Origin of the sequence: Pollutimonas sp. M17, from assembly GCF_025836975.1 — a bacterium.
Lineage (GTDB): Bacteria > Pseudomonadota > Gammaproteobacteria > Burkholderiales > Burkholderiaceae_B.
This window is the reverse complement of the sequence record NZ_CP107548.1, coordinates 1851507-1863243: the sequence shown is the minus strand read 5'-3', so window position 1 is coordinate 1863243 and position 11737 is coordinate 1851507. Positions and strand designations below refer to the sequence as shown.

Sequence of the window (11737 nt, the reverse complement as noted above, 5' to 3'; positions counted from 1 at the left end):
TACTTTAAATAAATAACATTAAATTATCTTTATATTTTATTGAAAAGACTGAAAAAATTATTTGTGGAGTGCTCAGCTACCTGAGCCACTGGAATACCCTTCAGATCGGCTATTTTCTCTGCCACATGCATTACCTTGGAGGGATCGTTGATTTTCCCGCGATGAGGAACAGGCGCAAGGTATGGTGAATCGGTCTCGATCAGCAAGCGGTCCAGCGGCAGCTTCCGGGCCAGCTCGTGCAAATCCTCGGCTTTCTTGAAGGTGACGATGCCGGAAAGCGAAATATAGAAATTCAGCTCCATGGCGGCCTGGGCGACCTCCCAGGATTCCGTAAAGCAATGCATGACGCCGCCGTACTGGTCGGCACCCTCTTCCTTCATGATGCGCAGCGTGTCGGCGCTGGCCGAGCGCGTGTGTATGATGAGCGGCAGGCCGCTTTTCCGGCTGGCCCGGATATGGGTGCGGAAGCGCTCGCGCTGCCATTCCAGCGGCTCGGACAGGCGGAAGTAATCCAGCCCGGTCTCGCCTATGGCGACCACCTTGGGCGACTGGGCCAGCCTGGCCAGCTCGTCCACGGTCGGCTCGGGGGTGTCTTCATAGTCCGGGTGCACGCCCACCGAGGCGTACAGATTGGGTTGCGGCCCAACCAGCTCCATCAATCCCGGCCAGTCCGGCAGGTTGACGCTGACCACCAGCGCGTGGCTGACCTGGTTCTGCGCCATCCGGCCAAGAATATCGGGCAGGTTCTGGGCGAGTTCGGGAAAATCCAGATGGCAATGGGAGTCTACGTACATGATAAGGGTGGCAATCCAGGGTGAAATGCGCCGGGCGGCGCAAGGCGCGCCGGCTCAATCGTCTAGTTTAGCGAATTTATCGCGCCTGCCGGGATCAGGATGCCGGGCCGCAAGCCAAAGCCACTCTTTGCATGGCGCTGTGCACGAACAGTTTCGCATTCAAGGGGTGCCCGGCGACGGCCCGCTGTTGCGCCAGCCACCTGCCGGTTTCGGCCAGCGCAGCCGGGGATGCGCGCAGGGCCACGCGGCGTATGGTCTTATCCAGGCTGGGAAAATAACGCAAAGGGGCATCCGCCCCGGCCAGCATCAAGTCCAGGAGCAGGCGCTGCAAGGCATCGATCCAGGCTTCCGGAGGCTGCTTTTCCAGCTGGTCGGCCAGGGGTCCGATGTCGGGCTGCCTGGCATCGGCCAGCAGGCTCATCAAATCCTCCAGCCACTGCGGGCAAGGCCGCGCGCCCGATTGCGCCAGTTGCCGCGCCAGCAAAGGCGCTCCGCCGGCCGCGGCCAGCCATTGCTCCGCATCATGAACGTCCTGCCCCTTCAGCCAGGCCAGGCTCTGCGCCGCATCGGGCACCGGCAAAGGAAGGCGGCGGCAGCGCGACACCAGCGTGGGAAGCAGGCGATCGGGCGCATCGGCCACCATCAGGAATACCGTATGCTCCGGCGGCTCCTCCAGCACCTTGAGCAAGGCATTGGCCGTAATGGGATTCATGGCGCGCGCCGGGTACAGCACGGCCACGCGCCATCCGCCGCGATGCGTGGCGGTGTTGAACCAGGGGCCGAGCGCGCGCAACTGGTCCACCCGTATATCCTTGGAGGGCGCCTTCTTGGCCGGCGCGGCGCCGGTTTCGCCATCGTCTTCGCCGCCGGCCGCGCCCTCTTCCAGCGCCAGCGCGTCGGGACGTATGCGGCGCAAATCGGGATGGTTGCCGCTGGCCAGCCACAGGCAGGCGGAGCAATGGCCGCAAGCCAGGCCATGATCCGGCGATTCGCACAGCAGGCTGCCGGCCGCGGCCAGGGCGAACTGGCGCTTGCCGATGCCCGGCAGGCCGTGAATCAGCCAGGCATGCGCGAAGCGCTCGCGGCGCGACAGCCATCGCGACGCGAAATCGCGCTGCCAGGGCAGGAATTGCGCCAGGTCGTTCATGGGGTTTCGTCCAAGGGGCCGCCGCCATGGCGGCGGATCAGTTCGTCCACGATGCCCAGCGCGTCCGCCACCACTTGAGCCAAAGGCCGGCCCGCATCCAGGACGCGGAACAAGGCGGGGTCGAGACGGGCCTGTTCGAGATAGCCTTGCCGGGCCCGCTGGAGAAACTCCAGCTTCTGCGCCTCCATGCGGTCCAGCCGCTCGCCGCGCTGATGCACGCGCTCCAGTCCGATGGCCGGATCCAGGTCCAGAATGATGTTCATGTCCGGCCTGAAGCCATCCAGCGCCAGCGCGTTGATCTGCCTGACCAGGCCCAGGTCCAGGCCCCGCGCGTAGTGCTGGAAGCTCAGGGTGGCGGCATCGAACCGGTCGGAAACGACCGCCTTCCCAGCCTGGATGGCGGGCAGTATCTTTTCCTTGACGTGCTGGGCGCGCGCCGCGCCAAACAGCATGAGCTCGGCGATATCGCTCATTTCGGGCGTATCGGGGCACAGCAGGATATCCCGGATCTTCTCGCCGATGACCGTGCCGCCCGGCTCGCGCGTGACCACGGCTTGCAGCCCCCTGTCGTTCAGGTGCGCTTCGATCGCCTTGATCACCGTCGTCTTGCCCGCGCCATTGCTGCCGTCGCAGACAATCATGAAGCCTTTGCCCATTACATCGATTCCCGAAATTTCATTCTGATTGAGCCCAGGGAGAAGATCCGGGGCATGGGCCGTGCGCGGCGCCCAGCCAGGCGTACGAGCGTGCCCATCAATTACGCCGCCCCAGGATGTACTTCGCCACGGCACGGTTATGCGCCGCAAGGTTTGATGAAAACTCGCTGGTGCCATCCCCCCTGGAAACAAAATACAGGAATTTATGCGGCTCGGGGTGCAGGGTGGCCTCCAGCGCGGCGCGTCCGGCGCTGGCAATGGGCGTAGGCGGCAGGCCCGGGCGCGTATAGGTATTCCAGGGTGTGTCGGTAGTGAGATCCTTTTTCCGTATCCGGCCTTGATAGGCCTCGCCCATGCCGTAGATGACGGTGGGGTCGGTTTGCAGCGGCATGCCGATGCGCAAGCGGTTCACGAACACGCCCGAAACCTTGTTCCGGTCGGCGCTGTGGCCGGTTTCCTTTTCGACGATGGAAGCCAGGATCAGCGCCTCGTAGGGCGTCTTCAGCGGCAGTTGCGGGTCTCGGTCGCGCCACAGCGTGTCCAGCAATTGCCGCTGGGCATGATAGGCGCGGCGCAGGATGTCGAAATCGGTGGTTCCCGGCACGAAAACATAGGTATCCGGGTAAAACAGGCCTTCGGGACTGGTTTCGTCCGCCCCCAGCCGCTTCAGAAGCTCGGCATCGGTGGCCTCGCCCAGGGTCTGCCTGACCTGCGGCGCTTCGCGCAGCGCCTGGCGTATCCGCTGGTAGGTCCAGCCCTCCAGCAATGTCAGCCGGGTCTGGGTCATGTCGCCGTTGGCCATGCGCTCCATCAGGCTGCGCGGCGTATCGCCGCGGACCGCCTCGTAGGCGCCCGCCTGCAATTGCGTGTCATTGCCGGTCAAGCGGGCCAGAATCACGAAGGCATCTTCGTTGATGCGTATGCCGGCCTTGTTCATCAATTGCGCAATGCTGCGCGGTCGGCTGCCGGCCTCGACCACATAGTCGACACGCTCCGCGGAAAGCTCGACGGGATGCTCCGTCCAGTACCAGGCGGCGGCGCTGAGCGCCAAGGCCGTCAGGGCCACGATCAGAAACAGGGAGAGAACGATGGATTTCAGTTTTTTCATCAGACCTGAAGTTTAGCCCAGCACGCGGGGCGGGACCGGGCGCATGAAACCACCCCCGAAGGGCCGGGGGCATCCCGGCAAGGAAGCTGGAAGCCCGTTATCATAAACGCTGTGTTTTATCGTGTCTCTCGAGGCGGGCCGTATTTCTCATGAACGATTCCAAGCGCTTTGTCGCAACTCTTTCCGATCTGGCCGTTATTGAAGTCACCGGCGCCGATGCGGTCGACTTCCTGCACGGGCAGCTCACCCACGACGTCCAGGGGTTGGAACCCGGACAGGCCAGGCTGGCCGGCTATTGCACGGCCAAGGGCCGGCTGCTGGGCAGCATGGTCATCTGGCGCCAGACCGGCACGCAGGATCCCGCCGTGCTGGCCTTGGTCAAGGCCGACATCGCGGAAGCGCTGGTCAAGCGCCTTTCCATGTTCGTGCTCCGGGCCAAGGCCCGCTTGCGCCTGACGGACTACCGCGTGCTCGGCCTGGCCCTGGACGGCGATTCCCCGCTGTCCGGCACGGATCCGGCCGGCGCCCTTTCCGCCCCGCTCGCATCAGCCTTGCCATGGACCGTCGTCGATGACGCGGCCGGCACGTGGATAGCCGCTCCCAGCACCGACCCGGGCTTGCGGCGCTGGTGGTTTGTCGCGCGGCAGCCCGATCCGCAAGCCGGCGCCTCCCGGGACGACAACGGGCGCTGGCAGGCGGGCGACATCCTGGCGGGCCTGCCCTGGGTCCAGGCGGCCACGCAAGACCTGTTCATTCCGCAAACCCTCAACCTGGACCTGATCGACGGGGTCAGCTTCACCAAGGGCTGCTACCCGGGCCAGGAAGTCGTGGCGCGCAGCCATTACCGCGGTATGGTGAAGCGGCGCATGGCCGGCGGCCTGATCGCTCCGGCCGACGGCTTGAACGCGGAAGCGCTGGCCGCCACGGACACCTTCGATGCCCGGCGGCCCGACAACCCTTGCGGGCGCATCGTCAACGCCGCCCTGGACCAGGCCGGCATGCGGGTTCTTATGGAAGTGCAGCTTGCCGATCTGGATGGCGCCGATTTCAGGCTGGGACAGGCCGACGGGCCGGCCATCAGGCTTGAACCCCTGCCCTACGGAATCGAAAGCGGGGTCTGAACCTGGGCCGTCCGCCCCGATTGCCGGCCCTGTGCCCCCAAGGGCAATGGCCGGCAACAATCATTTCTTGTACAGGTTCAGGATGCTGGAAAAATCCAGCCCGCCATTTCCTTGCGCACTATGCAGGGAGTACAGGTTGCGGGCCAGTTCGCCCAGGGGAACCGAGGCGCGCGCATTGAGCGCGGACTCCGCCGCCAGCCCCAGGTCTTTAAGCATGAGGTCCACGCCGAAGCCGCCGGCATAATCCTTGGATGCGGGCGCATGGTCCATGACGCCCGGCCAGGGGTTGTACAGTTCGGTCGCCCAGTTGCGGCCCGAGCTCTTGGAAATGATGTCCGACAGGACGTTCGGATCCAGCCCATTGGCCACGCCCAGGGCCAGGGCTTCGGACGTGCCCGCCATCAGGATGCCCAGCAGCATGTTGTTGCAGATCTTGGCGACCTGCCCCGCGCCCGCCGCCCCCGCATGGAAGATGTTCTTGCCCATTTTCTCAAGATAAGGGCGCGCCGCTTCCAGGTCGGCCGCCTGGCCGCCGACGATGAAGGTCAGCGTGCCCGCCACCGCCCCGCCCGTGCCGCCGGACACCGGCGCATCGATCATGCGCACCGCTTTATCCTGGGCGGCCTGGGCGACCTTGCGGGCGGACTCCGGGGCGATGGTGCTGCATTCCAGGACCAGCGTGCCGGCCGCGATGTGATTCAGCAGGCCGGATTCGCCCAGGTACAGCCCCTCGACATGCTTGCTGGCCGGCAGCATCGATATCACCGCGTCCACGCCCTTCACCGCCTCTTGGGCCGATGGCGCCGCCGTGGCGCCGGCATCGACGGCGGCCTGCACGGCGGCCGGAACCAGGTCGAACACGGCCAACTGGTGGCCCGCCTTCAGCAGGTTCAAGGCCATGGGTCCGCCCATGTGGCCCAGGCCGATAAATGCAATGCGACTCATTGTTTGTCTCCTGTCTTTTAGTGATGTGAATGATTTTCTACGCCCGGCCCAGATCCGCCAGCGGATGGGCCGCCGTGTCCGGCCAGGGCGCCTGGAAGAATCGCTGCACCCAGGCATCGTCGGCCTGCCGCAATGTGGCGGGGTTCCAGCGCGGCTGCCTGTCCTTGTCGATGAGCAGCGCGCGTATGCCTTCCTGCAGATCGCCCTGCGCCCCGCAGTGCAGGGAAACGATGTATTCCATGCGGAACACATCGGCCAGGGCGAGCAGGCGGGCCCGCCGCAGCAAGGTGAAGGAAAGCCGGGCCGAGCCGGGCGAGCCGGCACTGAAGGTGGCCGCCGCGCGCTGGAGCCAAGGGTCTTCGTGTCCGGCCAGCGCGCGGACATTGGCGCATATGGCATCCAGGTCATTGCCGTCGCAGGCGTGCCGGATCAGGGAATGATGGGTTTGCAGCGGCCCGTGCGGAGCGGCGTCGGCAACCTGGAGTTCCAGCAGCAGGCGCCGCAGGGCGCCGTCGTTCTCCACCCTGTCGCCGGACCAGGACGAGGCTTCGATGCGGGCGGTGAGCTCGTCCCATTGGCCCGAGCCCAGGGTGTAATCGGCCAGGCCCAGCAGTTGGCAGTCGCTGGCGCCCAATTGCGCCGCGGTCAGCGCCAGGAACAGTCCTATCCCTCCCGCCAGCCGGGACAGCATCCAGGTACCGCCCACGTCTGGAAACAGCCCGATGGATATCTCGGGCATGGCGTAGCGGGTGGTTTCGCTGACCACGCGGTGGCTGGCGCCCATCATCAGGCCGACCCCGCCGCCCATGACGATGCCGCTGCCCCAGCAGAGTATCGGTTTGGGATAAGTGTGTATCTGGTAGTCCAGGCGGTATTCGACGGCGAAGAATTCGCGGGCGTAGGCGTTGTTCCAGGCATCGCCGCTGGTGTTCTCCCGCATGGCCGTGTGCAGGCTGTGCAGGTCGCCGCCGGCGCAAAAGGCTTTTCCGCCCGCGCCGTTCAGAAGGACCATCGCAATGCGGCTATCGTCCGCCCATCGCCGCAGTTGACTGGCCAGGAGGGCGCACATCTCGAGCGACAGGCCGTTGAGGGTTTGGGGGCTGTTGAGCGTGGCCACCCCGACCTTCATGCCGTTGGCGGTATCCCGCTCTTGAAACAACACCGGGGCATTCATCGGATATCGGCTCCCTTTTCGAGTAGCTGGCGCGCGACGATGACGCGCATGATTTCATTCGTGCCTTCAAGAATCTGGTGGACGCGCGTGTCGCGCACCAGGCGCTCCAGCGGATAGTCCTTCAGATAGCCGTAGCCGCCATGGATCTGCTGTGCGTCCAGGCAGGCCTGGAAACACAGGTCGGTGGCCAGCCGCTTGGCCATGGCGCAGTACGAAGAGGCCTGGGGGTCGTTGTCATCGAGCTTGGCGGCCGCCAGCCTGACCATCTGGCGCGACGCCACGATATGCGTCGCCATGTCGGCCAGCTTGAACTGCAGTGCCTGGAAGCCGGCCAGGGTCTGGCCGAACTGCTTGCGCTCGGTCATATAGCGCCTGGCCGCCTCGTAGGCCCCCTGCGCCGCGCCCACCGAGCAGGTGGCGATATTGATGCGGCCGCCGTCCAGGCCCTTCATCGCGAACTTGAAGCCTTCGCCCTCGCTGCCCAGCAGGTTCTCGGCGGGGACCTCCACATTGTCAAAGGTGATGGGCCGGGTGGACTGGCTGTTCCAGCCCATTTTGTCTTCCTTGCGCCCATAGCTGATGCCCGGCGTGTCGGCGGGCACCACGAAAGCGGAAACGCCCTTGGCCCCCGCCCCGCCGGTCCGCGCCATGACGACCAGCACATCGGTGTCGCCGGCGCCGGAGATGAAGGCCTTGGCACCATTCAGCGCGTAGGAGGCGCCGCGCTTCTCGGCGCGGGTCGACAAGGAGGCGGCGTCCGAGCCGGCGCCCGGCTCGGTCAGGCAATACGAAGCCAGCTTCTCGCCCGCGGCGAGCGCGGGGCCCCAGGCCTGCTTGACGGCTTCGGTCGCCCAGGACCCTATCATCCACGTGGCCATATTATGTATGGTCAGGAAGGCCGTGGTGGACGGGTCGCAGGCCGCCATTTCCTCGAAGACCAGGGTGGCGTCCAGGCGCGGCAGGCCTAGTCCGCCTATCGATTCGGGTGCATAGATGGCGCAAAAGCCCAGTTCGCCGGCACGGGCGAAGGCCTCGCGCGGGAAAATGCTTTCCGCGTCCCAGCGGGCCGCATTGGGTTCAAGTTCGCCGGCGGCGAAATCGCGCGCGGCCTGGGCGAATGCCAGTTGTTCGTCGTCAAGGCGAAAATCCATGGTGCTGTCTCCTTCTTTGTGGCCGGCCCCGTGACGGTGACGGGTCCCGCTTGTCGCTTGTAGCGCCCACCATAGCGCTTTACCGCTTATTTTTTTGTCATATGAGTGACAATCGGCGTTTACTCATCGCCGGACAAAGCCGCGGCCAGCCTGGCCTTGCGCCGCCTGGGCCGGTTCTTCGGCTTGGTCATGAAGGCCTTTCGGTGCAGGGCGCGCCGGCGCCGGGACTCCATGGGATCGAACACCAGGGGCCGGTAGATTTCGATCCGGTCGCCGTCGGCCAGGACACGGTCCAATGCGCATTCCTGGCCGTAGACACCCACCTTCAACGAATCATAAGGATAGTTCGGGAAAAGCCTGGCGAAGCGGCTGGCCCGCAGCGCCTGCTCCACCGTCGACCGGGCCGGCAGGCGCAGGTCGGCCTGCCATGCCGAGCCGGGCTCGGCATACACCACCTGGACGCCGATGGCCTCAGTCTCCATATTTCGCCTGGGCGCGCTGGGTGAACGAGTCGATGAAGCTGGTGGCTATCCGGTTGAAGATGGGGCCCACCACCGCTTCGAGCGCGCGGCTGGAAAAGGCGTACTCCATGGTATAGACCACCTTGCAGGCATCGGCCGCCAGCTCCTGGAATTCCCACTTGCCGGTCAGCGCCGAAAACGGGCCGTCGACCAGATGAAATGTGATCCGATCGGGATAATCGTGCTCGTTGCGGGTGGTGAAGGTTTGCTTGATGCCCGCGATGCTGATGGTGATGGATGCTTCCATTCCATGCTCGTCGTGCCGGTGCACGACGGTTCCGCCGCACCAGGGCATGAACTCGGGATAGCTGGCCACGTCGGCGACCAGATCGAACATTTGAGCGCGGCTGTGCGGGACCAGGACAGAACGTTGTACTTTATGCATCGAAAGGAGTTAATGGATAGAATGTATTGATTTTACAGTCTACAACCACATTGATTCATGAGCATTGTCGATAACCGCAAAGCAACGCACGATTACTTCATCGAAGACCGCTATGAAGCGGGCCTCGTGCTCGAAGGCTGGGAAGTAAAAGCCATACGGGCCGGGCACGTGCAGTTGAAGGAAAGCTACGTTATCGTACGCGATGGCGAAATATGGATCATCGGGATGCACATCAGCCCGCTGCCCACCGCATCCACCCACATTCATCCCAATGCCACACGCACACGCAAGCTGCTGCTCAAGGCCGAAGAGATCAGCAAGCTGATCGGCAAGGTCGAACAGCGCGGCTATACCCTGGTGCCGCTGAACCTGCATTACAAAAACGGCCGCGTGAAGCTGGATTTCGGCCTGGGCCGGGGCAAGAAGCTGCACGACAAGCGCGATACCGCGCGCGACAAGGACTGGCAGCGCGAAAAAGAGCGCGTCATGAAGCACGACACGCGCAACCGCAAGCACGACTGATCGGCGGCGCCTTCGGCTCGCTAGCCCAGGTCCAGGCCTTCCAGTTCCAGCAGCGCGAACTTGCGTTCAAGCCCGCCTGTGTAGCCGTTGAGCGTGCCCGCGCTGGACAGGACGCGATGGCAGGGAACGATGAGCGTGATGGGATTGCGCCCCACCGCCGTCCCCACCGGACGGCCATGCCCCGCTGTGAGCCCGGCCGCCCGCGCGACGTCGCCATAGGACACATATTCGCCATAAGGGATGTCCAGCAAGGCGTTCCAGACTTTCTTCTGGAAGTCGGTGCCCTCCAGGCGCAAGGGTACTGAAAACGTCCGGCGCTCACCACGGAAATATTCGTCGAGCTCGGCATGGGTCTGCTTGAAAAGCGCTGCCGTTTCCGGCGGCGTCGCGTCCTGCATTAGGGACAACGGCCCAATGTGCCTGCCCTCGCCTTCTTCCGCGCCGCATCCGCCCTGCGCCGGCCCTTCGGGCGTGTCGCCCGCATTGTCCACATCGTCCGCAGCGAACAGATCCAGCTCGGCCTGGCGCCGACGCACCCGTATGTCCTTGATGGGCGCGCCGTCCATCAGGCCGGCGGTGGGATCGGCCTTCCTGGACGCGGGTTCGGGCAAGCCCTGCATGGGGGGGCAATCTTTCTGCCCGACGAAATACAGTCCGGTCAGCGCCGCGCCGTCCGAACAAAGCAGAATCCGCCCCAAGGGCGAGGCCAATTGAGCATGAAAAGTCATGAGGCTACCCGTTATGGCTTCGCCGGGCTGCGAAGCGATATTTCATTCTAGGACTCGCACGCGCAAAAAGGAAAGCCGCAATGGCCGGCGGCGGGTCGATTCCCGCTCCCGACTTCAATGCAGCTTGACGCGCGGCGCCCCGCGCTTGGCCAGCAGGCGGCCCAGCGCCAGCGATCCGGTGCGCAAAGGGCCCAGCACAGCCAGGTGATGCATGAGGTGCAGGCTCATGTACATCAAGCGGGCCAGCAGGCCTTCCACAAACCAGCTCTTGCCCGACAGCACGCCCATCAGACTGCCTACGCCGCGGCTATGCCCCACCGACACCAGCGAACCGTAATCACGGAAACGGAATACGCGCTGTCCGCTATCGGCGCCGCCTTTGATGCGCTGCTCCATGGCCGAAAGCAGAAAGCCGGCCTGCTGGTGCGCCACCTGCGCGCGGGCCGGCAAAGCCTGCCGCCCTTCGTGTCCATGCCAGGGCGCCTGGGCGCAATCGCCCAGGGCATAGATATCGGGATCGCTGGTGCGCAGGCCGGCATCCACCACCACCTGGTTGATGCGATTGACCTCCAGGCCCAGGTTCTTCAGGAAGGCCGGCGCCTCGATGCCCGCCGCCCATACGCACAGATCGACCGGGTACCGCCTGCCCTCGCTGTCGATCAGCTCGTCTCGCCTGACCTCGGAGACACGTACGGATGTCTTCACCACCACGCCCCGATCGAGCAGCAGCTGCTGCGCCGCCGCCGACATTTTCTCCGGCAAGGCGGACAGTATCCGGCCGCTGCCCTCCAACAGGGTAATGCGGATGTCGGTGCCCGGCTCCAGCTTGTTCAGCCCATAGAATGCCGCGTCGGCGCAGGCCTCCAGCAGTTCGGCGGCCAGTTCCACTCCGGTCGCCCCGCCGCCGACAATGGCAATGTCCAGCATATACCCGGGCTCCGCCGATTTCCGTTGATCGGCCGTCACCAGTTGGTGGAGCAAGCGCTGCCTGAAGCGCTCGGCTTCGTCGGTGGAGTCCAGGGCGATGGCGAATTCCGCCGCGCCGGGCGTCCCGAAGAAATTCGATTTGCTGCCCACCGCCAGAACCAATGTATCGTAGCGGATGGATCGGGCGGGAAAGATCTCTTCCCCCGTGCCGGGGGAACGCACGGGCTTGAGCAACAGCAGCTTTCCCTGGCGGTCCAGCGACTCGAGCTCGCCGAAGATGAAGGTGAACCCGCAATCCTTGGCCAGCATGAAGTACGAGAGCCCTTCGCGGTGAATGTCCAGGGTGCCGGCCGCCACCTCGTGCAGCGAAGGCTTCCAGATATGGCCGTCAGCCTTGTCCACCAGCCAGACATGGTCGGGGCCGAATTTGCGTCCCAGCTTGGCGGCCAGTTCCAGGCCGCCGGCGCCGCCCCCAACGATGACCACCCTGTGTGCGAGATCCGTCATGTTCCATTCCTTCGTGAAGGGATCATAGGTCGGGCGAATCCGCCAGCATGC

The 11737-nt window shown here is 64.6% G+C and carries 13 protein-coding genes; 2 read left to right on the top strand and 11 right to left on the bottom strand.

Annotated features, from left to right (window positions below; all coding sequences use genetic code 11):
• Positions 1-29: 29 nt before the first annotated feature.
• From OEG81_RS08845 to mltG, 4 genes are all read right to left on the bottom strand, one after another.
• Complete coding sequence (locus tag OEG81_RS08845) at positions 30-794, bottom strand: TatD family hydrolase (RefSeq protein ID WP_264132374.1); 765 nt, start codon at positions 792-794, stop codon at positions 30-32.
• A gap of 94 nt (positions 795-888) precedes the next feature.
• Positions 889-1941 carry a DNA polymerase III subunit delta' gene (holB, locus tag OEG81_RS08840; RefSeq protein WP_264132373.1) on the bottom strand — a complete coding sequence of 351 codons (1053 nt, stop codon included), beginning with the start codon at positions 1939-1941 and terminating at the stop codon, positions 889-891.
• Complete coding sequence (tmk, locus tag OEG81_RS08835; RefSeq protein WP_264132371.1) at positions 1938-2597, bottom strand: dTMP kinase; 660 nt, start codon at positions 2595-2597, stop codon at positions 1938-1940. The genes holB and tmk overlap by 4 nt, the downstream gene beginning before the upstream one ends.
• 97 nt (positions 2598-2694) lie before the next feature.
• Entirely contained in the window at positions 2695-3705 is a 1011-nt protein-coding gene (mltG, locus tag OEG81_RS08830; protein ID WP_264132370.1) for an endolytic transglycosylase MltG, read from the bottom strand.
• A gap of 149 nt (positions 3706-3854) precedes the next feature.
• Here mltG and OEG81_RS08825 point away from each other — a divergent pair, with 149 nt between their 5' ends.
• Positions 3855-4826, top strand: a complete 972-nt coding sequence (locus tag OEG81_RS08825; RefSeq protein WP_264132369.1) for a YgfZ/GcvT domain-containing protein — start codon at positions 3855-3857, stop codon at positions 4824-4826.
• Between the two features lie 60 nt (positions 4827-4886).
• Here OEG81_RS08825 and mmsB read toward each other — a convergent pair whose 3' ends face one another.
• From mmsB to OEG81_RS08800, 5 genes are all read right to left on the bottom strand, one after another.
• Entirely contained in the window at positions 4887-5771 is an 885-nt protein-coding gene (gene mmsB, locus OEG81_RS08820) for a 3-hydroxyisobutyrate dehydrogenase (RefSeq protein ID WP_264132367.1), read from the bottom strand.
• Between the two features lie 37 nt (positions 5772-5808).
• On the bottom strand, positions 5809-6945 hold the full coding sequence (locus OEG81_RS08815; protein ID WP_264132366.1) for an enoyl-CoA hydratase/isomerase family protein: 1137 nt from the start codon (positions 6943-6945) through the stop codon (positions 5809-5811).
• On the bottom strand, positions 6942-8096 hold the full coding sequence (locus tag OEG81_RS08810; RefSeq protein ID WP_264132365.1) for an acyl-CoA dehydrogenase family protein: 1155 nt from the start codon (positions 8094-8096) through the stop codon (positions 6942-6944). The genes OEG81_RS08815 and OEG81_RS08810 overlap by 4 nt, the downstream gene beginning before the upstream one ends.
• Before the next feature lie 119 nt (positions 8097-8215).
• Positions 8216-8578 carry an RnfH family protein gene (locus tag OEG81_RS08805; RefSeq protein ID WP_264132364.1) on the bottom strand — a complete coding sequence of 121 codons (363 nt, stop codon included), beginning with the start codon at positions 8576-8578 and terminating at the stop codon, positions 8216-8218.
• The gene (locus OEG81_RS08800; RefSeq protein WP_264132363.1) at positions 8568-9002 is read right to left on the bottom strand and encodes a type II toxin-antitoxin system RatA family toxin; all 435 of its coding nucleotides are present in this window, start codon (positions 9000-9002) and stop codon (positions 8568-8570) included. The genes OEG81_RS08805 and OEG81_RS08800 overlap by 11 nt, the downstream gene beginning before the upstream one ends.
• A gap of 57 nt (positions 9003-9059) precedes the next feature.
• On the opposite strand from OEG81_RS08800, the gene smpB reads away from it, so the two are divergent.
• Positions 9060-9524, top strand: coding sequence for an SsrA-binding protein SmpB (gene smpB, locus OEG81_RS08795; protein ID WP_264132361.1), 465 nt, complete (start codon positions 9060-9062; stop codon positions 9522-9524).
• Positions 9525-9544: 20 nt separating this feature from the next.
• Here the strand turns inward: smpB and OEG81_RS08790 are convergent, their stop codons facing one another.
• Both OEG81_RS08790 and OEG81_RS08785 read right to left on the bottom strand, forming a co-directional pair.
• Positions 9545-10252 carry a methylated-DNA--[protein]-cysteine S-methyltransferase gene (locus OEG81_RS08790; protein ID WP_264132360.1) on the bottom strand — a complete coding sequence of 236 codons (708 nt, stop codon included), beginning with the start codon at positions 10250-10252 and terminating at the stop codon, positions 9545-9547.
• A 114-nt stretch (positions 10253-10366) separates the two neighbouring features.
• Complete coding sequence (locus OEG81_RS08785; RefSeq protein ID WP_264132359.1) at positions 10367-11686, bottom strand: NAD(P)/FAD-dependent oxidoreductase; 1320 nt, start codon at positions 11684-11686, stop codon at positions 10367-10369.
• Positions 11687-11737: the final 51 nt, after the last annotated feature.